This window comes from Mycobacterium paraense, from assembly GCF_002101815.1.
GTDB lineage: Bacteria > Actinomycetota > Actinomycetes > Mycobacteriales > Mycobacteriaceae > Mycobacterium > Mycobacterium paraense.
Window position 1 is genome coordinate 20,035 of the sequence record NZ_LQPM01000020.1, and the last position, 23,930, is coordinate 43,964.

Genomic DNA, 23,930 nt, shown 5'->3' on the forward strand with positions numbered 1-23,930 from the left:
ATCAGCTACCGGCCGAAGGTCTTTCGAAGCCGGCCAGGATGACCGCGTTGCAGTCGGCCGCCGCTTGCCGCAGCTTCGCCGCCTTCTGGTAGGCCTCCGACTCGTACCAAGCCCGGGCCGCATCCACCGACTCGAATTCCAGCACGACGGTCTGGTCGCCGTGCCAGCTGCCCTCGAGGACCTTGGGGGCGGTGTCGACCGCGAGGATGTTGACGCCGCCCATCGCCGCCCCCGCGGCCTGGCCGTAGGCCTTCATGCCCTCCGGATCTTTGATCGCCTCGGTGAGGATGACATATCCCTTTGGCACTACGTCTCCTTCGTTAGATCGCTGATGGCCTGCTCGGGGCAGCACTGGATGGCCTCCTGAGTGGCGGCCTCGAATTGCGCTGGGACCTCGGAGGTTATCGCCTCCGCGTAGCCGTCGTCGGTCAGGCTGAAAACTTCCGGGCACAGCGTCGTACACACGCCGTGGCCGCGGCAGCGCTGGTCGTCGACAGTGACCTTCATGCCGGCGTGAACTCCAGGTGCAGTTCGGTCAGCCCGCGCAGGATGTAGGTCGGAACGTATTGGTAGCGGCGGTCATTCGCCGGACCGTGCACGCTCTCGTTGATCCTGATTTCGGAGGTCCGGTCGAGCAGCCGCTCGATCGCCACCCGGGTTTCGGCGCGCGCCAGCGGCGCGCCCGGGCAGCTGTGGATGCCGCGACCGAACGAGATGTGCTGGCGGGCGTTCTTGCGGGCCGGATCGAACGTGGCGGGGTCGTCGAATCGGCGCGGATCGCGGTTGGCGGCCGCCTGCACGATCATCACGGTGGTGCCCGCGGGCAGCTCCACGCCGCCAACGTTGACGGGCACCCGGTTCAACCGGAAGTCGCCCTTCACCGGACTCTCGTGGCGCAGCGACTCTTCGATGAAATTGGGGATCAGGCTGCGGTCCTTGCGCAGCTGCGCCTGGATGTCCGGGCGCTCCCCCATCGTCTGCAGCGCGGCGCCGAGCAGCCGCACGGTGGTCTCCTGGCCGGCCGAGAAGACGTTGCTGGCGACGCGGGCCACGTCTTCGACCTCGGGGATGGAGCCGTCGGGGTAGGTCGCGGTGGCCAGGCCGGTCAGCACGTCGTCGCGGGGCTCACGCCGGCGGTCCCGGACGTAATCGGAGAACAGGCCGTAGAGGAACTCCAGCGGGCTGTGGGCCAGGGACCCCTTGGTGCCGCCGATGCCGCCACCCGCATGCTCGGCGATGCCCTTGACGAACTTGTCGCGATCCTCCAGGGGCACGCCCAGGAGGTCGGCGATGACCAGCAGCGTGAACGGGCCGGCGAAGCCCTTGATCCATTCGCCGTGGCCGGGCGCCAGGAATTCGTCGAGGGCCTGGTCGGCGAGCGCCCACATCGCGTCCTCGTTCTCCTTGAGGCGCTTCGGGGTGATCAGCCGCATCAGCAGCGAGCGGTGGTTGGTGTGGGTCGGCGGATCCAGCGTGGGCAGCTGGTCGCTGAACGGCAACTCGTCGCGGTGCTGCTCGATCAGCTCGGTGATGTCGTTCCCCTCGAGCGGGACCGGGAAGCCGGGAAACGGGCCGGTGACCGAGATGCAGGAGGACCAGGTCTCGGCGTCATTGAGCACCGCGCAGGCCTCGTCCCAACCGGTGATCATCGTGACGTCGTGATGGCTCTCCCGGGTGACGGGGCATTGCCGCCGGAGCGCCTCGTAGTAGGGATACGGGTCATCGATGAGCTCTTTGCCGCGGAAGAAGTCCATCTTGGCGAAGTCGTTCACCGTGTCGCTCCATTCGAATCTCAGCAGTGAGAATGAGCCTCTCAGAGATGAATATTACATTTCCACACGGCCGGGGCGTCGTCAAACGACGGCGGCCGCCGAGAGGAAAGCGGCGATCAGCTCGCGGGAACCAGGTCGGCGGCGACCGACGGGCAGGCGAGGAGCCCGCTGCGGAAGGTTTCGAGGTAACCGATCGAACCGTGTGGCGCCGCCGCCGCCGCAAGCGCCTGGGTCTTGAAGATTTTCGCGGCCATGCTCAGCCGATGCTGGACCAGCCCGACACTCTCGTCCAGCTCCGCCGGCCAGCTTTCGCCCCACAGCGTCACCTCGGTGACGCCGTGATCGAGCGCCTGCAGGACGCCCTGCCGCACTCGCGAGTCGCATCCGAACAGGTCCGCCGCGGCCGCCAGCGCCTGGGGACGGGGCCGCGAGTCCACCGCCGCCAGGGCGGCTTCGAGGTCGAGCGGCTGCGCGCCGATGATCTGCAGCGGCCGCGTGTCGGCGTGGTCGGCCAGGTCGGTGAGCAGCACGGTGACGTCCCAGCCCGCCATCGCCCGGTCGAAGAGCCAACCGCCGGCGAACCGCACCACGTCCACCACGCTGGAGGCGACGACGTCGAGCCGGTACCTCATGTCGGGCCGCTCTTCTTCGGCGGCGCGAAGTCCCGTGCCAGCGCCTCCGCGTACTCCTTGAACGCGTCGGTCAGCGGTATCGAAGGATCGAGCAACCATATTGTTTCCATTCCGTGGACGAAGGCGAGGATTTCCACTGCCTTGACGGCGGGGTCTATGTCGGTGCGATACCGGCCGTCGGCCTGGCCGCGCCGGATCAGCTCGGCGACGATCTCGATCGCCTCGCGCTGCCTGGACAGCATCCGGTCGTGCAGCGGGGCGTCGGGCTCGATGTTTTCGATCAGCAGCACGGTGAAGGTGCCCACCATGTCCGGCGCCCGCGTGAAGCGATCGGCGACCCGCGCGATCTCGACCATCAGATCGCCGGTCCGGTTGGCGTGGGAGTCGTCGTCGGCGTCGCGGGCGTCGAGCACCGCGTGCAGCAACTGCTCCTTGGATTCGAAGTGATGCAGCAGGCCGGCGGGGGTCACCCCGGCCGCGCCGGCGATCTGGGCGAGCGTGGTGTTGCGCCAGCCGTTGCGGGTGAGCAGGCGCTGCGCGACGTCGAGAATCCGCTGCTTGCGGTCCTCGCCTTTGGCGAGCAGCGTGTCGTATCGCCGAGCGACGGTCAAAAGTTGCTCCCTGGGTACCGGTCAACCTACTGAACACACAGTAGGTTGGTTTGCCCGCTGTGACAAGGGTCTCAGCGGGGACCGGTGGAGCCGAGGGTTAGGAGACCAGCTCGACCAAGGTGGCGTTGGCCGTGCCGCCGCCTTCGCACATCGTCTGCAGCCCGTAGCGGATACCGTGGTCGCGCATGTGGTGGGCCATCCGCGTCATCAGCACCGCGCCGGACGCGCCGAGCGGGTGGCCCAGCGCGATGGCCCCGCCCAGGGGATTCGTCCGAGCCGGGTCCGCGCCTGTTTCCGCCAGCCAGGCCAGCGGGACCGGCGCGAACGCCTCGTTGACCTCGAAGACGCCCACGTCCGCGAGCGAGACGCCGGCCTTGGTCAGCACCTTCTCGGTCGCCGGGATGGGGCCGGTGAGCATGAGCACCGGGTCCGCCCCGGTGACGGCGCCGGCGCGGTAGCGCACCAGCGGGGTCAACCCGAGCTCGACCGCCATCTCCGACGTGGTCACGAGCAGCGCCGCCGCCCCGTCGGAGATCTGGGACGAATTGCCGGCGTGGATGACGCCGTCGTCGACGAACGCGGGCTTGAGCCCGGCCAGCTTCTCCACGGTGGTGCCGCGACGCACGCCCTCGTCGGCCACGACGGTCGCGTCATCGGTGAACACGGGAACGATCTGCTCGCTGAAGGCGCCGCTGTCCTGGGCCGCGGCCGCCCGCTCGTGGGACTGGGCCGAGTACTCGTCGAGCTGTCCGCGGGAAAAGCCCCACTTCTTCGCAATCATCTCCGCCGACAGGCCCTGGTTGAAGGAGAAATCGTCATAGCGCGCAAGGACTTTCGGACCGTACGGCATGCCGGTGGCCCGCGCCGCACCGAGCGGAACGCGGCTCATCACCTCGACACCGCCGGCGACGACGACATCCTGCTGGCCCGACATCACCGCCTGGACGGCGAAATCCAGCGCCTGCTGGCTGGACCCGCACGCCCGGTTGACCGTGGTTCCGGGAATGGTCTCGGGCCAGCCCGCCGCCAGGACGGCGTAGCGCCCGATGTTGCTGGATTGGTCGCCGACCTGGGACACGCATCCCCAGATCACGTCGTCGACGATGTCCGGGCCCACGCCGGCGCGTTCCAGCACCTCGTTGAGGACGACCGCGGACAGGTCGGCGGCGTGCATGCCGGACAACCCTCCGTTGCGCTTCCCTACCGCCGTCCGTACCGCCTCGACGATGACTGTCTCACGCATCTTCACTCCGTTTGTTCTCCATCAGATCTCGATAACGCCCACCGACCAGTAAACGACGGCTCGCGTCGCTCGGCGAAGGCGGCATAGGCGGCCGCCGCGTCCGCGGTGGCGAAGTTGCCCACCTGGGCGCGGGCCTCGTTGGCCAGCGCGTCGCGCATGGTGCGGTCGACGCCCTCGTTCAGCAGCGCCTTGGTGTGGGCGAGCGCGATCGGCGGGCCCGCCGCCAGGCGTTCGGTGAGATCGTCGACGAAGTCGTCGATCTCGTCGGCGGGCACCACCCAGGTCACCAGGCCCAGGGCGTGGGCCTCGGTGGCGCCGATCGTCTCCGCGAGCAGCGCGAGCCGCTTGGCCTGTTGCAGGCCAACAAGTTTCGGCAGCAGCCAGGAACCGCCCAGGTCGATCGACAGGCCACGCTTGGAAAAGATCTGACAGAACTCCGATTCCGGCGTCGCGACCACCAGATCACAACCGAGCGCCAGGTTCCATCCCGCGCCGACGGCCACCCCGCTCACCTTGGCGACCGTCGGCACCGGCAGCTCGTGCAAGGCCAGTGCCACGTCGGTCAGGCGCTGCAGCTTGTGTTTCGGATGCACGTCGTCGGGGACGGAGATGTCGGCGCCGGAGCAGAAGCTCCCGCCCGCGCCGGTGATCACGAGCGCACGCACGCTGCGGTCGCGACCCGCCTCGCCCAGGGCGTCCCGCAACGAGGTCCACAGTTCCGGATTGATCGCGTTCTTGCGGCGCGGTCGATTCAGCGTCAGCGTGCGCACGCCGTCGCGGTCCTGCGACAGCAGCACGGGCTCGCCGGGGTTGCTCACATCACCATGCCGCCGTCGACCGGCAACACCTGCCCGGTGATGTACGACGCGGCATCGGAGGCCAGGAAGACGAACGCGCCCGCGACCTCCTCCGGTTCGGCCCAGCGCTTCAACGGAATTCGGGTCATCATGTTGGCCGCAAACTTCTCGTTGGTGCGGATGGTCTCGGTCATCCGCGTCGCCGCCAGCGGGGCTAGCGCATTGACCAGGATGTTGTTGCGGGCCAGCTCGCGTGCCAACGACTTGGTGAACCCGATGATGCTGGCCTTGGCCGCGGAATAGTTGACCTGGCCCAGCGTGCCGGTGATCCCGGCCGACGAGACGACGTTGATGATGCGGCCGGTGCCGTCGGTGGGCAGCAGATCGAGCGCCGCCTGGGTGCAGTGGAAGGCGCCCATCAGGTGGATGTCGAGCACCCGGTGGAAGCTCTCGTCGGTGAGGTCGGCGAACATCGCCGGCGCGGTCACCCCGGCGTTGTTCACCAGGATGTGCAGCGTCCCCTCGGTGAGCCCCGCGGCGCGCCCGGCCGCGGCCTCGGCGGCCTGGCGGTCGCGGACGTCGAGGGCGGTGCCGTCGGCCTTGCCGCCGGCGGCGCAAATCTGTTGTGCGACGGTCGAAGCCGCGTCACCGTCGATGTCGCTGACGAGCACCGCGGCGCCGGCGGCGGCCAACGCCCGCGCGACCGCCGCCCCGATGCCGCTGCCGGCCCCGGTCACCAACGCCGATCGGCCGGTGAGGTCGAACAGCGGATTGGTCATCAATAGCTCCTCGGCAGTTTCAGAACATTGGATCCCAGGAAATTCAGGATCATCTCCTGGCTGACCGGCGCGATCTTCATCAGCCGCGCCTCACGGAAGTAGCGCGTGATGTGGTATTCCTCCGCGTATCCCATGCCGCCATGGGTTTGCAACGCCCGGTCGGCGGCGGTGAAGCCCGCGTCGGCGCACAGGTACTTGGCGGTATTCGCCTCGCGGCCACAGGGTTTGCCGTTGTCGTACAACCAGGTGGCCTTGCGCAGCATCAGTTCCGCGGCGTCGAGGCGGGCCAGCGAATCGGCGAGAGGGAACTGCAGGCCCTGGTTCATGCCGATGGGCCGGCCGAAGACCTCGCGCTCGTTGCCGTATTTCACCGCCTTGTCCAACGCCACCCGGCCGATGCCCAGCGCCTCCGCGGCGATCAGCATCCGCTCCGGGTTCAGGCCGTCCAGGATGTACTGGAAACCCTTGCCCTCCTCGCCGATTCGGTCCTCGACCGGCACTTCCAAGTTGTCGATGAACAACTCGTTGGAGCTGACGGCGTTGCGGCCCATCTTGCGGATGGGGCGAACGTCGATGCGGCTGCGGTCCAGATCGGTGATGAACAGCGTCATCCCGTCGGTCTTCTTGGTGACTTCTTCGTAGCTCTGGGTGCGGGTCAGCAACAGGATCTTGTCGGACTCCATGGCTTTGGAGATCCACACCTTGCGGCCGTTGACGATGTAGCGGTCGCCGTCGCGTTTGGCGAAGGTGGTGATGCGCGAAGTGTCCAGGCCGGCACCGGGTTCGGTCACGCCGAAGCAGACGTGCACTTCGCCGGTCGCGACCTTGGGCAACGTGCGCGCCTTGAGTTCGTCGGAACCGTGTACCACCACGGGTTGCATGCCGAAGATGGACAGGTGGATCGAGCTGGCGGCGTTCATGGCGCCGCCGGACTTCGCCACCTCCTCGAGCAGGATGGTGGCTTCGGTGATGCCGAGGCCGTGCCCGCCGTATTCCGTGGGGATCGTCATGCCCAGCCAGCCGCCGTCGGCGATGGCCCGATAGAACTCGGTCGGAAACTCGTGCGCGGAGTCTTTTTCCATCCAGTACTGGTCGTCGAACTTGCGCGCCAGCTCGGCGACCGACCGGCGGATCAGCTCCTGATCATCGGTCAGCTCAAAGTTCATTCCTGCGCCGGGCACGGCTGGATCTCCTTCAATCGGTTACAGGCACCGGCTTTCGGTGCCGGCCCGCGGCGCCCGGCTGCGCCGCGCTTGCGACCGCCACGGGCGCGCGGGCTGGTCCGAGGGTGCGGTCAGTCCGTGTTGCCGGTAAGGGCTTTCGCGTTGGCCGCGAAATCCGCGAAGGACGAGCCGCCGCGGGAGTCCTTGTCGTGACCCTTCGCCTTGATGGACACGTCGTGCCCCTCGGCGGCCTTGCGAAGCGCACCGACGGTCGCCTGCTCACGCGAAATGTGGGTGAACGGGTCGAACGAGTACCACCGCATGGCGTTCTCGTAGGCCATCTTGTTGATCTCGTCGTCGGGAACGTTGTTGAGGGACAACACGTCCCACAGTTCTTCGGGCGCGCCCGGCCACATCGAGTCGCTGTGCGGGTAGTCGGCCTCCCAGGCGATGTTGTCGATGCCGATCATGTTGCGCAGCGCGACGCCCACCTTGTCGCTGATGAAGCACGTCAGGAAGTGCTCGCGGAACACGTCGCTGGGCAGCTTGCCGCCGAAGTTCTGGTGGGTCCACGCGGAGTGCATTTCGAACGTGCGGTCGGCGCGCTCCAGGAAGTAGGGGATCCACCCGGTCCCGCCCTCGGAGAGCGCGATCTTCAGGTCGGGGTACTCCTTGATCGGCCGCGACCACAGCAGGTCCGCAGCGGCCTGCACGATGTTCATCGGCTGCAGCGTGATCATCACGTCCATGGGCGCGTCGGGCGCCGTGATCGCGAGCCGGCCCGAGGACCCGATATGCACGTTCATCACGGTGTTGGTGTCGCACAAGGCTTTCCACAGCGGGTTCCAGTACTCGTCGTGGAAGCTGGGGTAGCCCATCGCGGCCGGGTTCTCGGTGAACGTCAGCGCGTGCACGCCCTTCTTCGACACCCGGCGCACCTCGGCGGCGCACGCCTCGGCATCCCAGATCACCGGGATGGCCATCGGGATGAACCGCGCGGGGTACGCCCCGCACCATTCGTCGATGTGCCAGTCGTTGTAAGCCTGGACCAGCGAGATCGAGAAGTCGTGGTCCTCGGTGGCGAACAGCCGCCCGGCGAAGCCGGGGAACGACGGGAAGCAGATGGAGGCCAGGATGCCGCCGGCGTTCATGTCCTTGATCCGTTCGTCCACGTTGTAACAACCCGGCCGGATCTCGTCGAGCCCGGTTGGCTCGATGCCGTACTCCTCCTTCGGCCTGCCGGCGACCGCGTTGAGCGCCACGTTCGGGATCACCGTGTCGCGGAACTTCCACATGTCGGAGCCGTCGGGGTTGTGGATCAGCCGGGGTGCGTCGTCGATGTACTTCTTCGCCAGGTGGTTCTTGAACATGTCGGGCGGCTCGACGGTGTGGTCGTCGACGCTGATCAGGATCATGTCTTCTTTGTTCATGGCCGGTCCTCTCCAGGTCTGATCCATCTGAGCGATTCGGACGCGCCGCTCCCGCACAGCATCGGCGAATCATCGCCCGGCGCCAAGATCACTATTTTGAAAACTATCTTCTCGCGCAGCGAGAATCAACATCCAGCGGCGACGGCGGCGCACCGCGTCCGCCTGACCAGCGGCTAAGCGCCCGGCCGGGTGGCACACCCGGAAGCGGCGAAGCGCCAGCGGAAATGCCGCACTTGCGCGGCCGACGCTCCCCCGCGGCGGGCCCGGGACCGGCGTGCCGCCGGCGCAGCGCCGCGGGCGGGCGACCGGTGCGTGTCTTCGCCGCCGGCATTGACCCGCCGACCGAATCGTGCAACTCTATTGGTTAGAAATGAGAATCTGATTCTCCTTGGCCGAGAGTTGGTCGGGAGGACGCCGAGAGGAGACCGCGGATGCGCGTGCAGCCGCTGCCTGCCGACCAATGGGACGACACCGTCGAGCAGGCGCTGTCCGGCATGCTGCCACCCGAACGGCGTAATCCCGAGGCCGCCGGCACGCTCATGTCGACGCTGGCGCGCCACCCGAAGCTGGCCCGGGCCTACCTGCGGTTCGGCGCCTACCTGCTGCTCGATTCCTCCCTCCCGGCGCGCGTCCGCGAGCAGGCGATCCTGCGGGTCGCCCACCGGCGCGAATGCGCCTACGAGTGGGAACACCACGTCGACATCGCGAAAAAAGCGGGGCTGACCGACGCCGAGATCGCCGCCGCGCGATCCGGCGAAGCCGACGACGAGTTCGACCGTGCGGTGTTCACCGCCGTCGACGAGCTCGACGACAAGTCGAACATCTCGGACCAGACGTGGACCACCCTGTGCGAACGGCTTGACGAGCGGCAACGGATGGACCTGGTCTTCACCATCGGCGGCTACATCGCGCTCGCGATGGCCATCAACGCTTTTGGCGTACAGCTCGAGAACAAGAAAGGTTAGAGCCTTGCCCCACTTCCCCAAGCCGGCCGCCGGCAGCTGGACAGAAAACTATCCCGAACTGGGCACCGCGCCCGTCGATTACACCGATTCCATCGACCCCGCCTTCTTCGAGGCCGAGCGCGAGGCGATCTTCAAGAAGACCTGGCTCAACGTCGGGCGGGTCCAGCGGTTGCCGCGCACCGGCAGTTACTTCACCAAGGAGCTGCCCTCGGCGGGCAAGGGCATGTCGGTCATCGTTGTGAAGACCAAGGAGGGGGCGGTCAAGGCGTACCACAACGTCTGCCGTCACCGCGGAAACAAGTTGGTGTGGAACGACTTTCCGCACGAGGAGACCGCCGGCACCTGCCGGCAGTTCACCTGCAAGTACCACGCATGGCGCTACAGCCTCGACGGCGACCTCACGTTCGTCCAGCAGGAGGATGAGTTCTTCGGCGTCGACAAGAGCCAATACGGCCTGGTGCCCGTCCGCTGCGAGGTGTGGGAAGGCTTCATCTTCATCAACTTCGACAACAACGCGGCGCCGCTCACCGACTACCTCGGGCCGCTGGCCAAGAGCATCGAGGGCTACCCCTTCGGCGAGATGACCGAGACGTACTCCTATCGGGCCGAGGTCGGCAGCAACTGGAAGCTGTTCATCGACGCGTTCGTCGAGTTCTACCACGCGCCGATCCTGCACCAGGGGCAGTACACCAAGGAAGAAGCCGCCAAGATCCAGAAGTACGGCTACGAGGCGCTGCACTACGAACTGGCCGGCCCGCACAGCCTGCAGTCGACCTGGGGCGGTCAAGCGCCGCCCCCGGACATGTCCATGGTCAAGCCGCTGGATCAGGTGTTGCGCAGCGGTCTGTTCGGCCCGTGGGACAAGCCGGAGATCATCGAGAAACTCGAGTTGCCGCCGGGCGTGAACGTCAAGCGGGTGCCGCAGTGGGGCATCGACTCGTGGCTGTTCTACCCGAACTTCATGCTGTTGATCTGGGAGCCGGGCTGGTTTTTGACCTACCACTATTGGCCGACCGCCGTCGACAAGCACATCTTCGAGTGCACGCTGTATTTCGTTCCGCCGCGCAACGCGCGGGAACGCCTGGCCCAGGAGCTGGCGGCCGTCACCTTCAAGGAATACGCGCTGCAGGACGCCAACACGCTCGAGGCAACCCAGACCATGATCGGCACCAAGGTCGTCAGCAACTTCCTGTTGTGCGATCAGGAGGTCCTGATCCGCCACCTGCACAAGACGACCGGTGACTATGTAGCTAATTGGGCGAAGGAGTATCAGGGCAATGGCAAAGTTACCGTCTGAATTCGCCGACCTGGAGCCCTTTTTGGAGTGGGACCTGGCCACCGAGCCCGAGCGCTACGCCAAGCGGTTGGCGTCTACCATGACCGAGATGCAGGCGTTCTACGATGCGGCGTTCCCCCGCCTCAACGACGCCATCGCCTACTGCGACAAGTTCCCGCTGGACGACCTGCCCGAGGACGCCCGCACGCTGATGCACATCATGCAGTCGCTCGTCATGGTCTCGTTCCCAATCGAGGCGTGGAAGCAGCCGCGCGTGCCCGACAGCGGCGCCGCGTGGGTGGAACTGATCAGGGAACCGGTGATCTAAGAGGTGCTGACGCTCAAGGCCGCCGGGCTGCTCGACGTTGACGCCGGTGAGATCGTTCGGCCCGGCGTCCTGCACATCGACGGCGACCGCATCGTCGGAGTCGATGGCGACGGTGGTGGTCCGCAAGGCGACCTGATCGACCTGGGCGACGCGATCCTGCTGCCCGGGCTGATGGACATGGAAGTCAACCTCCTGATGGGCGGGCGCGGGGAGAGACCCGGCCTGTCACAGGTGCAGGACGACCCGCCGACGCGCGTGCTGCGCGCGGTCGGCAACGCCCGCCGCACATTGCGCGCCGGGTTCACCACGGTGCGCAACCTCGGGCTCTTCGTCAAGACGGGTGGCTATCTGCTCGACGTGGCGCTGGGCAAGGCGATCGACGCGGGCTGGATCGACGGTCCGCGGGTGGTGCCGGCCGGACACGCCATCACGCCGACCGGCGGGCATCTGGATCCGACGATGTTCGCCGCGTTCGCACCGCACGTCCTGGACCTCACGGTCGAGGAGGGCATCGCCAACGGGATCGACGAAATCCGCAAGGCGGTGCGCTACCAGATCAAGCACGGCGCCGAGCTGATCAAGGTCTGCTGCTCGGGTGGCGTGATGTCGCTGACGGGACCGCCGGGCGCGCAACACTATTCCGACGACGAATTGCGCGCGATCGTCGACGAGGCGCACCGGCGCGGGCTGCGCGTCGCGGCGCACACGCACGGGGCCGACGCGGTCAAGCACGCGGTCGCCGCCGGGATCGACTGCATCGAGCACGGCTTTCTGATCGATGACGAGGCCATCGCGCAGCTGGTCGAACACGGCACCTTCCTGGTCAGCACCCGGCGGCTGGCCGACGGCGATGCGATGGACGTCTCGCACGCCCCGCCGGAGCTGCAGGCCAAGGCGGCCGAGATGTTCCCGAAGGCGCGCACCTCGATACTGGCCGCCTACGAGGCGGGCGTGAAGATCGCGGTGGGCACCGACGCCCCCGCGATCCCGCACGGCCGCAACGCCGACGAACTCGTCACGCTGGTGGAGTGGGGCCTGCCGCCGCTGGCGGTGCTGCGGGCCGCCACGGTGACCGCGGCCGAGCTGATCAACGCCCCCGACCGGGGACGGCTCGCGCCGGGCCAGCTCGCCGACATCATCGCGGTTCCGGGAAACCCGTTGGAAGACATACGGGTTACCCAGAACGTCAGTTTCGTCATGAAAGGCGGCAAGGTTTATGTCGACAAGTCAGCCCAGCAGAACTGACGACCTGGTCGAGATCCAGCAGCTGCTGGCCCGCTACGCGGTCACCATCACGCAGGAAGACATCGACGGGCTCATCGGCGTCTTCACGCCGGACGGGACCTACAGCGCTTTCGGTTCCACCTACCAGCTGGACAGGTTTCCCGAGCTGGTGGCCGCCGCCCCAAAGGGCTTGTTCCTCACCGGAACCGCGTTGGTCGAAAATATCGACGGCGACTCCGCCAGCGGCACCCAGCCGTTGTGCTTCATCGACCACGCCACCCACGACATGCGGATCGGCTACTACCGCGACACCTACTCCCGCACCCCCGACGGGTGGCGGCTGAAAACCCGGGCCATGACGTTCATTCGGCGCAGCGGCGTGCACGACTCCGGGCGCCCGCACGCGGTCGGCCGCCCGCAGCCCTGAAAGCCGAGCCGTGAACGTCGAGGAGTTCCGGACGGGCCTGCGCGCGTGGCTCGACGAGAACGACCTGACCCCAGGGCCCGACCGCTCGCTGCAGGGCCACATGCGGCAATTCGCCCGGGTGAGCCGGGCGCTGTACGACGCGGAGTGGATGCGCTACGGCTGGCCGAAAGAAGTCGGCGGGCTGGGCGGGCCCGCCGTGCTGCGCGCGATCGTCGGCGAAGAGGTCGTCGGCCGCCGCCTCGCCGAACCCGGCCCGTACTCCATGCTCGAGGTGCTCGCGCCCACGATGATCGATTACGCGCCACCCGAACTCGCCGCCGAAATGGTGCCGCGGCTGCTGAGCGGTCGCGAGCAATGGTGTCAGGGCTTTTCCGAACCGGGGTCCGGCAGCGACCTCGCCTCACTGACCACCCGCGCCACGCCCGACGGCGACAACTGGATCATCAACGGGCAGAAGGTCTGGACCAGCTTCGCGCAATTCTCGACGCGCTGCGTCCTGCTCACCCGCACCGCGCCGGGCCACGACGGCATCACCGCGTTCTTCGTCGACCTGGACACCCCGGGCATCACGATTCGCCCGCTGCGCACCATGCACGGCGTCGACGAATTCTGCGAGGTGTACTACGACGACGTGGTGATCCCGGCGAGCCGGATGCTGGGCCGGCCGGGCGATGGCTGGCGACTGGCGATGGACCTGCTGCCCTATGAGCGTTCCACCTGCTTCTGGCAGCGAATCGCCTACCTTTATTCGCGATTCGACGAACTCGTCGCCGAGACTTCAGCTGCCGAAGGCTCGGACGAATCCGCCCTGGGCGCGGCCTATCTCGCGCTGCACACGGTGCGCTGCCGGTCCCGTGACACCCAGCGCCGGCTGGGCGACGGTGCGCGGCTCGGCGCCGACACCTCCATCGACAAGGTGCTGCTGGCCACCGCCGAGCAACGGCTCTACGACACCGTGCGCGACCTTTTGCCCGCCACGCTGGAACTCGACGACACGCCATGGCGCGAGGAGTACCTGTACTCGCGCGCGGCCACGATCTATGGCGGAACCGCCGAGATCCAGCGCAACATCATCGCCCGCCGGCTGCTCGACCTCGGGAAGGAGTGAATCGTGGATCCCGAGGCGCTGCGCATGCTGGCCGATTCCCTGCGCACCACCATGACCGCCGCGAGCGGCGCCAAGCTCGACGCGGCGTTGAACGACGTCGGCTGGCGCGACATGCTCGATGAAATACCGGACGTCGCAGTGCCTTTGGTGTTCCGGCTGCTGGGCGAGACCGGCGCGCACGCCCCCGTGCTCAACGACGTCGTGACGGGCGCGGCCGGCGGCACCCCGCCGCTGCCGTTTGCGGGCGGCTGCTGGGTGGTGTGGGAGCGCGGCGACGGTCCCGGCTCGGCGCTCGATGACGAGCTGCCCATACACCGTGCGGCGCAAGGGGATCCACTGCCGCAGGACGCGCTGGCCGCCGGCCGGCGGGCGGTGGGCTGGTGGCTGATCGGGACCAGCCGGGCGATGCTGTCCCTGGCGCGCCAGCACGCCCTGGATCGCGTTCAATTCGGCAGGCACATCAGCTCCTTTCAGGCGATCCGGCACCGGCTGGCCGAGACGCTCGTCGCGATCGAGGGTGCCGAGGCGACCCTGCACGCCGCCGCACCGCCGGACGACGCGGACGGGCTGGCCGCCCTGCTCGCCAAGGCCGCGGCCGGTCAGGCCGCACTGACCGCCGCGCGCCACTGCCAGCAGGTGCTGGGGGGGATCGGTTTCACCGCAGAGCACCCGCTGCACCGCCATGTCAAGCGGGCGCTCATCCTCGACGGCCTGCTCGGCAGCAGCCGGGAGCTGACCCGCGAGGCCGGAACGATACTGCGAGCCAAAGGCTTTGCGCCGCGGCTGGCTCAGCTGTAACGGCCGGCCACGCTCCTGCGCGTACACTCGTCTGGCAACCACGACGATGGGACGCGATGAGTCAGCCCGATGCACCCCGCAACGAGGTCGGCGTTGCCTCGCTGCTCGTGGGCCTGGTCGCGCTCCTCACCTGCTGGCTGCTCATCGGGGTCCCCTTCGGCATCGCCGCGGTGATCACCGGCGACGTCGCCCGCCGGCGGGTGCAGCGCGGCGAGGCGAACAATCCGCGAATCGCCCTCGCGGGCATGGTTTTAGGGGCGGTGTCGATCGCCGCGGGGCTGGTCGCGATCGGCTATTACGCGTGGTCGGACGCCCGCTAGTTGCGCGGCAGGCCGAGCACCCGTTCGGCGATGATATTCCGCTGGATCTCGGACGTGCCGCCGGCGATGGTCGCGGCGAAGCTGCGCGCGTACCGGTCGAACCAGCTGCGGTAGTGGCTGTCGAGGTTCAGCGGGGCGAACGGGGCGGTGACCGCGTGGTACACCAGCCCGTCGGCGTCCGCGGCGTTGAGCGCGTCCTCGGAGGCGCGTTGCAGGGCCTCGGAGCCGAGCAGCTTGAGCACCGACTGCGCGGGCACGTCCTCTTCCCCGCGGGCCGCGCGCGCCAGGGCCGCCGACCCCAGCAGCCGCAGCGCGTAGGAATCCATCACCAGCGTCGCGTAGCGGTCGCGCTCCAGCGACCCTGACGGGCTGAAATCGATGGTGAGCTCGTGCAATAGGTCGACGTAGCCCATCCACAGCATGACCCGTTCGTGGCCGAGGGAACCGGTCGCCACGCGCCAGCCCTCGTTGAGCTCGCCCACCAGGTTCTCGGCCGGCACGCGAGCGTCGGTGAAAAACACCTCGTTGAAGTCGACTTCGTTGTCGTCACACATCGACGCGAAGGGGCGGCGCACCACACCCGGAGTATCGGTGGGAATCATCAGCGCGCTGATGCCCTTGTGTTTGGGTTTGTCCGGATCGGTGCGCACGAACGCCAGCAGCACGTCGGCATCGTGCGCGCCCGACGTCCACACCTTCTGGCCATTGACCACGAAGTGGTCTCCGTCCAGCACCGCCCGTGTCCTCAGCGACGCCAGGTCCGAGCCCGCACCGGGCTCGCTCATCCCCAGCGACGCGGTGATCTCGGCCCGCAGAATCGGCACCGCCCAGCGCCGCTTCTGCTCGGCAGTGCCGAACGTCAACAACGACGCCGCGATGATGCCCACGCCCTGCGGGTTGAAGCTTTGATAGATGCGCCGGCGCCCCAATTCCTCCAGGTACACGTATTGCTGTAGCAGCGTTGCGTTGCGGCCCCCGAATTCCGGTGGATTGCCGGGCAGCAGCCAGCCGCTGTCGAAGAGCAGCCGCTGCCAGCGCCGCGCCCATTCCGGGATGTGCGAGCTCGAGCGCGGCCGCTCCACCGCCTCGGCCTCGGCGGGAAGGTGTGCGTCCAAGAAGGCCACGAACTCGGCGCGAAACGCCTCGACGTCGGCGTCAAAGGTCAGCTGCACTGCGCTCCTTGAATGGCGGTTTCCGGATTCTCCGGCACGGCGCGTTATGCTCTTGCGATTGCGCTTCCATACACGCGTCTAAGAGAATAGTATTCTCGTCGTGAGAAAGTTACAATCTCCGACACGGCGTCCATAGGGGGTCGAGCGCACCGATGGCACGGCGTTCTCCGGTAGAGTCCAATCATGTTCTCCCCACGCGGCAATCGTCTGAGCCGACCGTGACGAGCCCAAGCGAAGAACCCGCCTGGAAGCAGCGCGCCGTCGAACGCTCCATCAAAACCGCGAAACTGCGGGCGGCGCAGCGCGTTCAGCGCTTCCTCGACGCGGCGCAGGCCATCATCATCGAGAAGGGCAGCACGGACTTTACCGTCCAGGAGGTCGTCGACCGGTCCCGCCAGTCCTTGCGGAGTTTCTACCTGCAGTTCGACGGCAAGCACGAGCTGCTGCTCGCGCTGTTCGAAGACGCCCTGAGCCGGTCGGCCGACCAGATCCGCGCGGCCACCGAGAGCCAGACCGACCCGCTGGAGCGCCTGAAGGTCGCCATCGAGCTGTTGTACGAGGCGTCACGCCCCGACCCGACGGCCAAGCGGCCGCTGTTCACCGACTTTGCGCCGCGCCTGCTGGTTACGCATCCGGCCGAGGTCAAGGTCGCGCACGCCCCGCTGCTGGCGTTGCTGACCGAGCTCATGGAGGCGGCTTCCGACGCCGGCAAGCTGCGTGCGGGCGTCAACCCGCGGCGGGTCGCCGCCATGGCCATGCAGACCGTCATGTTCATCGCGCAATCCAGCGGCGGCTCCGACGACGCGACGGTCCACCCCATCACCGCCGATGAGGTGTGGGATTTCTGCTCACGCGGATTCGTCGGCTGACCCTTCGCCGCGGCGCCCGGTTGGCGTGAGCAATCTGAGCAAATAGCGCACGACGTTTGCCTCCCGAGAATCTGATTCTCTAATATCTAGAACCAGAACTAGCTGAAACGGATTCGTCGTTGACACCCGTTGGCGGGTGATGACAGAGTCACGTGCGGCACGATCCGCGATTCCGGGGGGAACGCGGTTCCGGCGAGAGGCGATTGACCACCCGTGACACTCAGCGCGCCCAGCGAAATTCACTTCGACCCGTACGACGTGGGGCTGAACGCCGACCCCTACCCGATGTTTCGGCGGCTGCGCGAAGAGGCGCCGCTGTATTACAACGAGCAGCACGACTTCTACGCGCTGAGCCGGTTCGACGACGTGGACCGCGGGCTGGTCGACTACCAGACCTTCAGCTCGGCGAAGGGCGCCATCCTCGAGCTGATCAAGGCGAACATCGACATCCCGCCAGGGGTGATCTTGTTCGAGGATCCGCCGATCCATGACGTCCACCGCAAGCTGCTGTCCCGGATGTTCACGCCGCGCAAGATCAACGATCTCGAGCCGAAGATCCGCGAATTCTGTGCTCGCAGTTTGGATCCGCTGGTCGGCACGGACCGGTTCGACTTCGTCGCCGACCTCGGAGCGCAGATGCCCATGCGGGTGATCGGCATGCTGCTGGGCATTCCCGAGGAGTACCAGGAGGCCGCCCGCGACCGCGCCAACGCCAACCTGCGCACCGAAGCGGGCAAGCCGATGGATGCCACGGCCGACCACATGATGAACGGCGAATTCTTCGGCCAGTTCATCGACTGGCGGGCCGAGCACCCCTCCGACGACATCATGACCGAACTTCTGCACGCCGAGTTCGAGGACGAAACGGGAACCGCCCGGCGGCTCACCCGCGAGGAACTGCTCATCTACATCAGCGTCGTCTCCGGGGCCGGCAACGAGACCACCACGCGGCTGATCGGCTGGACCGGCAAGGTGCTGGCCGAACACCCCGAGCAGCGGCGCGCGTTGGTCGCCGACCGGTCGCTGATCCCCGCGGCGATCGAGGAGTTGCTGCGCTTCGAACCGCCGGCGCCGCACGTCGCCCGCTACGTCACCCGCGACGTCGAGTACTACGGCCAACGCGTGCCCGCCGGCAGCGTCATGATGATGCTCGTCGGTGCGGCCAATCGCGATCACCGCCAATTCCCCCCGGACGGAGACGTTTTCGACATCCGGCGCGAACCGCACCAACACCTGACGTTCAGTGTCGGCACTCATTACTGTCTCGGCTCGGCGCTGGCGCGCCTGGAGGGCCGCATCGCACTCGAGGAGATCTTGAAGCGCTTTCCCGACTGGGACGTCGACCTTGCCGCCGCCAAGCTGTCCCCGACTTCCACCGTGCGGGGATGGGAGACCATGCCGGCCGTTCTCGGCTGAGCCGTTGAGGAAATGAGGTAGGAGCCAATGACTGGACGTGTTGAAGGCAAAGTCGCTTTCATCACCGGGGCGGCGCGCGGTCAGGGCCGCAGCCACGCGGTGCGGTTGGCGCAGGAGGGCGCCGACATCATCGCCGTCGACATCTGCAAGCCGATCCGCGACGGCCTTCCGGACACCGCGATCCCCGCGTCGACACCCGAGGATCTGGCCGAGACCGCCGACCTCGTCAAGGGCCACAACCGCCGCATCTTCACGGCCGAAGTCGACGTGCGTGACTACGCCGCCCTCAAGGCCGCCGTCGACAGCGGTGTTGAGCAGCTGGGCCGGCTCGACATCATCGTGGCCAACGCCGGCATCGGCAATGGCGGTGAAACGCTGGACAAGACCAGCGAAGAGGACTGGACGGAGATGATCGACGTCAACCTGTCCGGGGTGTGGAAATCGGTGAAAGCCGGTGTCCCCCACATCCTTGCGGGCGGCCGCGGCGGGTCGATCATCTTGACCAGCTCGGTCGGCGGGCTCAAGGCCTACCCGCACACCGGCCACTACGTCGCCGCCAAACACGGCGTGGTCGGCCTGATGCGGGCGTTCGGGGTTGAATTGGGGCAGCACATGATTCGCGTCAACTCCGTGCACCCCACCCACGTGAGCACCGCGATGATCATGAACGAGGGGACCTGGCGGATGTTCCGGCCGGATCTGGAGAACCCGGGTCCCGACGACATGGCGCCGATTTGCCAGATGTTCCACACGCTGCCCGTCCCGTGGGTGGAACCGGTGGACATCAGCAACGCGGTGCTGTTCTTCGCCTCCGACGAGTCCCGCTACGTCACCGGGGTGACCCTGCCCATCGACGCGGGTAGCTGCCTGAAATAGGGTCCCGTCCTATGGACGGATTCGAAGGACGCGCCGCGGTGGTCACCGGTGGGGCGAGCGGCATCGGTTTTGCGACCGCCACCGAGTTTGCCCGCCGCGGCGCCCGGCTGGTGCTCGCCGACGTCGATCAGCCCGCGCTGGAGCAGGCCGTCGCACGGTTGCGCGGCGAGGGCTTTGACGCGCACGGGGTGATGTGCGACGTGCGGCATCTCGAGGAGATGGTGCACCTCGCGGAAGAGGCTTTCCGCCTGCTCGGCCAGGTTGACGTGCTGTTCAGTAACGCCGGGATCGTCGTCGCGGGTCCCCTCGCGCAGATGACGCACGACGACTGGCGCTGGGTGATCGACATCGACCTGTGGGGCTCGATCCACGCCGTCGAGGCCTTCCTGCCGAGACTCCTCGAGCAGGGTACCGGTGGCCACATCGCGTTCACCGCGTCGTTCGCCGGGCTCGTGCCCAACGCGGGCCTGGGCGCGTACGGCGTCGCCAAGTACGGCGTCGTGGGCCTGGCGGAGACCCTGGCGCGCGAAGTCAAGGACAACGGCATCGGCGTATCGGTGCTGTGCCCGATGGTCGTCGAGACCAAGCTGGTCTCCAACTCGGAACGCATTCGCGGCGCGGACTACGGGCTGGCGTCGGCGCCCGACGTGACGGGCTCGCTGGGCCCGCTCCCGGCGCAGGACCAGACGCTGGGGGTCGACGAGGTCGCCAGGCTGACGGCCGACGCGATCGTGGCCAACCGGCTGTACGTCCTGCCGCACGAGGCGGCGCGCGCCTCGGTAAAGCGTCGGTTCGAGCGGATTGACCGTACGTTCGACGAACAGGCTGCCGAGGGCTGGGCCCACTAGGGATCCGCACGGGGATGAACAATGCCGCCGCCGCCAACACGGCCAGCGACAACAGAATTCCGTTCACCGTCGCATCCCGGGTGTTGTACATGTGCAGCATCGACAGGTGATACGCGCAATGCAGCGTGTTGAAGACGAGCCACATCACCGCGGTCACCCTGACCAGGGTTTGGTTGGCCACCAGCACGAACGCCACGGCGGTGACGGCCGCCATGGCCAGAAACATCGCCCCGACGTCTTTGGCGAAGTGCTCGTTGTACGGGCCGAGTTGAGGCAGCCAGCTCATACCCAAACCGGGATAGGTGTCATACCAGTGGCGCGGCGCCGCGTAGGCCCAACCGCCCGTCACCGCGCCGCTCACGCCCAACAGGGCCAATACGCTTCGATGCAGTAATGCGTTCATGCCCTTTAGACTCCGCAGCGGTCACAAATGTGACACCTCGGCCACCACCGGTCAGGTCGCGGCGCGCATCGCCGGCGCCTGTCCGATGACCCCATCGGCTTCCAGGTCGGCGATTTCCGAATCGGTCAAACCCAGCTGGGTCAGCAATTCGCGGTTGTGCTCGCCGAGCAGCGGCGCGTGCCGGGTGTGAAACGCGCCGGGTCCGGCGGAGAACCTCATCGGCACGGTGCTCAGTCTCGCCGGGCCGCTCACCGGATGCTCGACCTCCTCGAAGAAGTGCCGAAATGCCAGCTGTTCCAATTCCGTTTGGCGGTGGGGCTGCATGACCTTGGCCACCGGCACGCCGGCCTCCCAGAGGGTGGCGACGATCTCGTCGCGGCCGCGGGGCCCACACCAGTCGGTCAGGCGTTCGTCGATCAGATCGTGGTGCGCCGCCCGCCCGGCCGCGGTGGCCAGCTTCGGATCGGTCGCCCACGGGGGCGACCCCAGCGCCTTGCCCAGGCGTGCCCACTGGTCGTCCGTCGCGACGGCGATGGCGACCCAACTGTCCAGGCGGCCGAATTCGTCGATATCGGCGCTGCGGTAAAGGTTTTGCGGCGCCGCGGTCGGTCCGCGGTTGCCCGCCCGTTCCAGCAGCGCGCCGTAAGCGGAGTACTCGATGACCTGCTCGGCGGAGATGCTGAGCGCGGCGTCCACCATCGCCGCCTCCACCAGGACGCCCTCGCCGGTGCGGCGACGATGCTCCAGCGCCAGCAGCAACCCGTTGAGCGCGTGCATGCCCGCGTTGGGATCGCCGATCGAATACGGGTCGTACGGCGTGCGGTCGGGATAGCCGGTCAGCCAGCTCACGCCCGCCGCGGCCTCGATGACATAGGCGAACGCCGGGTTGTCGCGCCACGGCCCGTCCAGGCCGAACCCCGGCATCCGCAGCAGTACGGCGTCGGGCTTGATCGCCTGAATTGCGGGGAAATCCAGCCCGACCTGGTCCAGCACCCGGGGCGTGAAGTTCTCCGCGACCACGTCGCACGTCGCGATGAGCCGGCACAGCAGCTCCCGGCCGCGCGGGCTCTGCAGGTCCAGCGTGAGCCCCTTCTTGTTGGTGTTCAGCGCCGCGAAGATCGGCGACTTCTCCCACCACTGGGCTTCGGTGATCGGTAGGCCGGCGATCAGGCGGGTGCCGTCGGGGCGGCGGGCGGATTCCAGGTGGATGACTTCGGCGCCCAGCATGGCCAGGAAGTGGGTGCCGCACGGTCCGGCCCAGAACGTCGTCATGTCGAGCACGCGAAGTCCGGTCAGCGGCAGTCTTTTTGGGTGCTCTTCCGAGGTTCTGGGCGCCGGCCGAGGGGCGGCGCCGGCGGTCCGGTAGCGCGACGTGTGCTCCCCCAGCCGCGGCGCGGGGCCAGGGGGGCGTAGGCGGGCCGGTCCGATGCGGTACGGATGCCCTGGCTGCTGAAACCCGTCGCGCGGGTTGCGCACGAACGATCCGCGTTCGCGGAAGTGGTCGAGCGTTGCGATGTTGGCGCCGTTGGCAACCGGCGCGTTCGGGATCCGGAACGCCGTCGCCAGCTCCCGGATATCCTCAACGGTGTTGCTCTCGACCCACGCGTAGATCTCATCGGCGTGGAGGTTGGCCTGCTCGGTGATCGTCAGCGGCGATTCCTCATCGATCCACTCGGGGTGTCCCACCATCGCGCAGAGGTCGAACCACTGCTGCGCGGTGCCACAGCCGAGGTCCACCAGTCCGTCTTTGGCGCGGGCCACGCCGGGCACGGTGAGCCGTCTGGCGTCGCGCCACGGGCGCCCGAGCATTTCGAAGTAGGTGACGGGATAGTAGGTCAGACAAAGGATCTGCGTCTCCAGCATCGACAGGTCCAGCAACTGCCCCCGGCCGCCGCCGAATCGGTCGTACCGCGCGGCCAGCAGGGCGGCACTGGCGTAGACCCCGGCCAGGTATTCCCCGACCTGCCCGCCGACGAACACCGGCGCGAGGTCGGGCTCCCCGCGTCCGAGTCCGATGATTCCCCCGGACCAGGCCTGCAGCGTGAACTCGGTGGCCGCCCGGTCTCGCCAGGGTCCCTGCAGCCCGAACGGTGTGATCGACAGGACGGTCAGGTGCGGATGGCGGTCGTGCAGGGCGGCCGGCGTGAAGTCCGGGCTTTCGGCCAGTCTCGAACCACCGGACCACACCACCGCCTCCGCGGTGGCCAGCAGCCCGTCGACCAGGGTGACGTCGTCGCCGATATCGGGATCGGCGACGACGCTGTGCTTGGATCCGGCAAGGAAGCTGAACAGCGCGCCATCCTCGCCGGGCCGGATGGCGGCGCCCGAGGCCGACCAGGCACGCAGCGGATCGCCCTCTGGTGGTTCAACTTTGACCACGTCGGCACCGCCGTCGGCCAGCAACTTCGTGCAGTAGGCGCCCGCTATCCCGGTGGACAGGTCGACCACGGCATAGCCGGCCAGCGGGAATTCGGGGAGTGCTTGCGCCACTAGTGCTTTCTCTTCCCCTTGGAGTCCTTCTTGCCGCGCCCCTTTTTGCTGAGACGCCATTCCGGCGGGAACTTGTCGTCGTTGTCCTTGACCGCGTCGCCCAGTCCCCGTTGGATGGCGTCGCCGAGCGTGAAGTCGCCCTCGGCATCCTGCTGGGCTTTGCCGCCCACCGACTCGAAGAAGCCGCCGAGCATGCTGCCCAGGTATTCACCCTGAAACTGCTTCATGATCTCGAAGAAGACCTTCTGCATGAACACCGTGTCGGTGGGTCTGTTGCGCGCGCAGGCCAGCGCGTACTTGTGCACCTCCGCTTCGAGTCGATCCCGGGGGACGACCTTGTTGAGAAAGTTGCAGTCGTACATCTCGGCGGCGGTGAAAGCCCTTCCGGTGAAGACCATTTCCTGAAATTTTCGGATGCCCATGGTCTGCGCCCACCACCACATCCGCGGGCCCCAGCCGAAATACCGGAAGGAGGGATGGCCGAAAAGGGCGTCGTCGCTGGCGATCACCAGGTCAGCGTCGGCCGCCTGGTAGAAGTGCCATCCGTAGCAATAGCCCTTGACCTCCAGGATGCTGATCTTCTTGAAGTCCTGCAGCCCGCGGATGCCGGAGTTCGGGTTGGCATACCACTGCCCGAGGGTGGCGCCGCGCCGAAACGAGCCCTCGGGCGGAAATTTCACTTCGTCTGTGCCGATTCGGTATTCGGCAAGGCGCGGTCCCTGGTCCACCGACTCCTGCACCCGCATTTCCTCGGTCAGGTCGGCGCCGGAGCCCAGGTCGTCACCTTCGCCCCGGACCACCAGCACCTTGACGTCGTCGTCGACGCCGGCCCGGTGCAGCAGGTCGGCATAGCGCAGCCGCGCCGCGATCGTCGGCGCGTTCAGGTGGCTCGGCCGGTCGAAGGTGATCGTGGCGATGCGGGTCTTCGCATCCTTCTCGTACCGGATGACCTTCTCCGCCCGGTCATCTGGCTTGGCAGACAC

Annotated in this window: 25 protein-coding genes and 1 pseudogene; 12 read left to right on the forward strand and 14 right to left on the reverse strand. The window is 67.4% G+C overall.

Going from position 1 to position 23,930, the window contains the following annotated elements; all coding sequences use genetic code 11:
- Position 1 precedes the first annotated feature (1 nt).
- The 10 genes from AWB89_RS16565 to AWB89_RS16610 form a co-directional block, all read right to left on the reverse strand.
- On the reverse strand, positions 2-307 hold the full coding sequence (locus AWB89_RS16565) for a DUF1330 domain-containing protein (protein ID WP_085175131.1): 306 nt from the start codon (positions 305-307) through the stop codon (positions 2-4).
- Positions 307-507, reverse strand: coding sequence for a ferredoxin (locus AWB89_RS16570; protein WP_085175133.1), 201 nt, complete (start codon positions 505-507; stop codon positions 307-309). Before AWB89_RS16570 ends, AWB89_RS16565 begins: the two co-directional genes overlap by 1 nt.
- Positions 504-1,754, reverse strand: a complete 1,251-nt coding sequence (locus AWB89_RS16575) for a cytochrome P450 (protein WP_085175195.1) — start codon at positions 1,752-1,754, stop codon at positions 504-506. Before AWB89_RS16575 ends, AWB89_RS16570 begins: the two co-directional genes overlap by 4 nt.
- 134 nt (positions 1,755-1,888) lie before the next feature.
- Positions 1,889-2,404 (reverse strand): hypothetical protein, encoded by a 516-nt coding sequence (locus AWB89_RS16580; RefSeq protein ID WP_085093225.1) that lies wholly within the window; start codon positions 2,402-2,404, stop codon positions 1,889-1,891.
- A complete protein-coding gene (locus AWB89_RS16585; protein WP_085175135.1) occupies positions 2,401-3,015 on the reverse strand; it encodes a TetR/AcrR family transcriptional regulator in 615 nt (204 codons plus the stop codon). Before AWB89_RS16585 ends, AWB89_RS16580 begins: the two co-directional genes overlap by 4 nt.
- Before the next feature lie 97 nt (positions 3,016-3,112).
- Positions 3,113-4,258, reverse strand: coding sequence for a thiolase family protein (locus AWB89_RS16590; RefSeq protein WP_085093468.1), 1,146 nt, complete (start codon positions 4,256-4,258; stop codon positions 3,113-3,115).
- Positions 4,259-4,260: 2 nt separating this feature from the next.
- Entirely contained in the window at positions 4,261-5,076 is an 816-nt protein-coding gene (locus AWB89_RS16595) for an enoyl-CoA hydratase/isomerase family protein (RefSeq protein WP_085175137.1), read from the reverse strand.
- Positions 5,073-5,834, reverse strand: a complete 762-nt coding sequence (locus tag AWB89_RS16600) for an SDR family NAD(P)-dependent oxidoreductase (RefSeq protein ID WP_085093219.1) — start codon at positions 5,832-5,834, stop codon at positions 5,073-5,075. Before AWB89_RS16600 ends, AWB89_RS16595 begins: the two co-directional genes overlap by 4 nt.
- The gene (locus tag AWB89_RS16605; RefSeq protein ID WP_085093217.1) at positions 5,834-7,000 is read right to left on the reverse strand and encodes an acyl-CoA dehydrogenase family protein; all 1,167 of its coding nucleotides are present in this window, start codon (positions 6,998-7,000) and stop codon (positions 5,834-5,836) included. Before AWB89_RS16605 ends, AWB89_RS16600 begins: the two co-directional genes overlap by 1 nt.
- A 128-nt stretch (positions 7,001-7,128) precedes the next feature.
- Positions 7,129-8,427, reverse strand: a complete 1,299-nt coding sequence (locus tag AWB89_RS16610) for an amidohydrolase family protein (protein WP_085093215.1) — start codon at positions 8,425-8,427, stop codon at positions 7,129-7,131.
- Positions 8,428-8,858: 431 nt separating this feature from the next.
- On the opposite strand from AWB89_RS16610, the gene AWB89_RS16615 reads away from it, so the two are divergent.
- From AWB89_RS16615 to AWB89_RS16650, 8 genes are read left to right on the forward strand one after another with little or no spacing between them, the layout of a single operon-like run.
- On the forward strand, positions 8,859-9,392 hold the full coding sequence (locus AWB89_RS16615) for a carboxymuconolactone decarboxylase family protein (RefSeq protein WP_085093213.1): 534 nt from the start codon (positions 8,859-8,861) through the stop codon (positions 9,390-9,392).
- 4 nt (positions 9,393-9,396) lie between these two features.
- Positions 9,397-10,689, forward strand: a complete 1,293-nt coding sequence (locus AWB89_RS16620; protein ID WP_085093211.1) for an aromatic ring-hydroxylating oxygenase subunit alpha — start codon at positions 9,397-9,399, stop codon at positions 10,687-10,689.
- The gene (locus tag AWB89_RS16625; RefSeq protein ID WP_085175139.1) at positions 10,670-10,996 is read left to right on the forward strand and encodes a hypothetical protein; all 327 of its coding nucleotides are present in this window, start codon (positions 10,670-10,672) and stop codon (positions 10,994-10,996) included. The genes AWB89_RS16620 and AWB89_RS16625 overlap by 20 nt, the downstream gene beginning before the upstream one ends.
- A 3-nt stretch (positions 10,997-10,999) precedes the next feature.
- On the forward strand, positions 11,000-12,241 hold the full coding sequence (locus AWB89_RS16630) for a metal-dependent hydrolase family protein (RefSeq protein WP_085175142.1): 1,242 nt from the start codon (positions 11,000-11,002) through the stop codon (positions 12,239-12,241).
- On the forward strand, positions 12,213-12,647 hold the full coding sequence (locus tag AWB89_RS16635) for a nuclear transport factor 2 family protein (RefSeq protein WP_085175144.1): 435 nt from the start codon (positions 12,213-12,215) through the stop codon (positions 12,645-12,647). Before AWB89_RS16630 ends, AWB89_RS16635 begins: the two co-directional genes overlap by 29 nt.
- Before the next feature lie 10 nt (positions 12,648-12,657).
- A complete protein-coding gene (locus AWB89_RS16640; RefSeq protein WP_085175147.1) occupies positions 12,658-13,755 on the forward strand; it encodes an acyl-CoA dehydrogenase family protein in 1,098 nt (365 codons plus the stop codon).
- Between the two features lie 24 nt (positions 13,756-13,779).
- Positions 13,780-14,553, forward strand: a complete 774-nt coding sequence (locus AWB89_RS16645; protein WP_085093466.1) for an acyl-CoA dehydrogenase family protein — start codon at positions 13,780-13,782, stop codon at positions 14,551-14,553.
- A 56-nt stretch (positions 14,554-14,609) separates the two neighbouring features.
- Positions 14,610-14,873 (forward strand): DUF4190 domain-containing protein, encoded by a 264-nt coding sequence (locus tag AWB89_RS16650; protein ID WP_085175149.1) that lies wholly within the window; start codon positions 14,610-14,612, stop codon positions 14,871-14,873.
- Here the strand turns inward: AWB89_RS16650 and AWB89_RS28480 are convergent.
- Both AWB89_RS28480 and AWB89_RS28485 read right to left on the reverse strand, forming a co-directional pair.
- Positions 14,870-15,394: an acyl-CoA dehydrogenase family protein gene (locus AWB89_RS28480; protein WP_420914894.1), complete on the reverse strand. Its 525-nt coding sequence runs from the start codon at positions 15,392-15,394 to the stop codon at positions 14,870-14,872. The genes AWB89_RS16650 and AWB89_RS28480 overlap by 4 nt on opposite strands.
- Positions 15,392-16,045: pseudogene (locus AWB89_RS28485) on the reverse strand (acyl-CoA dehydrogenase family protein); the annotation flags it as partial. The gene AWB89_RS28480 and the pseudogene AWB89_RS28485, both read right to left, overlap by 3 nt.
- A 218-nt stretch (positions 16,046-16,263) precedes the next feature.
- On the opposite strand from AWB89_RS28485, the gene AWB89_RS16660 reads away from it, so the two are divergent.
- The 4 genes from AWB89_RS16660 to AWB89_RS16675 all read left to right on the forward strand — a co-directional run bounded on the left by AWB89_RS16660 (position 16,264) and on the right by AWB89_RS16675 (position 20,054).
- Positions 16,264-16,914: a TetR/AcrR family transcriptional regulator gene (locus AWB89_RS16660; RefSeq protein ID WP_068235579.1), complete on the forward strand. Its 651-nt coding sequence runs from the start codon at positions 16,264-16,266 to the stop codon at positions 16,912-16,914.
- A gap of 213 nt (positions 16,915-17,127) precedes the next feature.
- Positions 17,128-18,330: a cytochrome P450 gene (locus tag AWB89_RS16665; protein ID WP_085093194.1), complete on the forward strand. Its 1,203-nt coding sequence runs from the start codon at positions 17,128-17,130 to the stop codon at positions 18,328-18,330.
- 27 nt (positions 18,331-18,357) lie between these two features.
- Entirely contained in the window at positions 18,358-19,206 is an 849-nt protein-coding gene (locus AWB89_RS16670) for a mycofactocin-coupled SDR family oxidoreductase (RefSeq protein WP_085093192.1), read from the forward strand.
- An 11-nt stretch (positions 19,207-19,217) separates the two neighbouring features.
- Positions 19,218-20,054 carry an SDR family NAD(P)-dependent oxidoreductase gene (locus AWB89_RS16675; RefSeq protein WP_085093189.1) on the forward strand — a complete coding sequence of 279 codons (837 nt, stop codon included), beginning with the start codon at positions 19,218-19,220 and terminating at the stop codon, positions 20,052-20,054.
- Between the two features lie 454 nt (positions 20,055-20,508).
- On the opposite strand, the gene AWB89_RS16685 is transcribed toward AWB89_RS16675, so the two are convergent.
- Positions 20,509-22,947, reverse strand: coding sequence for a CaiB/BaiF CoA transferase family protein (locus AWB89_RS16685; protein ID WP_241520518.1), 2,439 nt, complete (start codon positions 22,945-22,947; stop codon positions 20,509-20,511).
- Complete coding sequence (locus AWB89_RS16690) at positions 22,947-23,930, reverse strand: enoyl-CoA hydratase/isomerase family protein (RefSeq protein WP_085093183.1); 984 nt, start codon at positions 23,928-23,930, stop codon at positions 22,947-22,949. Before AWB89_RS16690 ends, AWB89_RS16685 begins: the two co-directional genes overlap by 1 nt.

What these genes read in the sequence shown, in the direction of transcription:
- AWB89_RS16570 (WP_085175133.1), bottom strand. Translation starts at nt 507, where the DNA reads ATGAAGGTCACTGTCGACGACCAGCGCTGCCGCGGCCACGGCGTGTGT.
- AWB89_RS16575 (WP_085175195.1), bottom strand. Translation starts at nt 1,754, where the DNA reads ATGGACTTCTTCCGCGGCAAAGAGCTCATCGATGACCCGTATCCCTAC.
- AWB89_RS16580 (WP_085093225.1), bottom strand. Translation starts at nt 2,404, where the DNA reads ATGAGGTACCGGCTCGACGTCGTCGCCTCCAGCGTGGTGGACGTGGTG.
- AWB89_RS16590 (WP_085093468.1), bottom strand. Translation starts at nt 4,258, where the DNA reads ATGCGTGAGACAGTCATCGTCGAGGCGGTACGGACGGCGGTAGGGAAG.
- AWB89_RS16600 (WP_085093219.1), bottom strand. Translation starts at nt 5,834, where the DNA reads ATGACCAATCCGCTGTTCGACCTCACCGGCCGATCGGCGTTGGTGACC.
- AWB89_RS16605 (WP_085093217.1), bottom strand. Translation starts at nt 7,000, where the DNA reads ATGAACTTTGAGCTGACCGATGATCAGGAGCTGATCCGCCGGTCGGTC.
- AWB89_RS16610 (WP_085093215.1), bottom strand. Translation starts at nt 8,427, where the DNA reads ATGAACAAAGAAGACATGATCCTGATCAGCGTCGACGACCACACCGTC.
- AWB89_RS16615 (WP_085093213.1), top strand. Translation starts at nt 8,859, where the DNA reads ATGCGCGTGCAGCCGCTGCCTGCCGACCAATGGGACGACACCGTCGAG.
- AWB89_RS16625 (WP_085175139.1), top strand. Translation starts at nt 10,670, where the DNA reads ATGGCAAAGTTACCGTCTGAATTCGCCGACCTGGAGCCCTTTTTGGAG.
- AWB89_RS16635 (WP_085175144.1), top strand. Translation starts at nt 12,213, where the DNA reads ATGTCGACAAGTCAGCCCAGCAGAACTGACGACCTGGTCGAGATCCAG.
- AWB89_RS16645 (WP_085093466.1), top strand. Translation starts at nt 13,780, where the DNA reads ATGCTGGCCGATTCCCTGCGCACCACCATGACCGCCGCGAGCGGCGCC.
- AWB89_RS16650 (WP_085175149.1), top strand. Translation starts at nt 14,610, where the DNA reads ATGAGTCAGCCCGATGCACCCCGCAACGAGGTCGGCGTTGCCTCGCTG.
- AWB89_RS16670 (WP_085093192.1), top strand. Translation starts at nt 18,358, where the DNA reads ATGACTGGACGTGTTGAAGGCAAAGTCGCTTTCATCACCGGGGCGGCG.
- AWB89_RS16675 (WP_085093189.1), top strand. Translation starts at nt 19,218, where the DNA reads ATGGACGGATTCGAAGGACGCGCCGCGGTGGTCACCGGTGGGGCGAGC.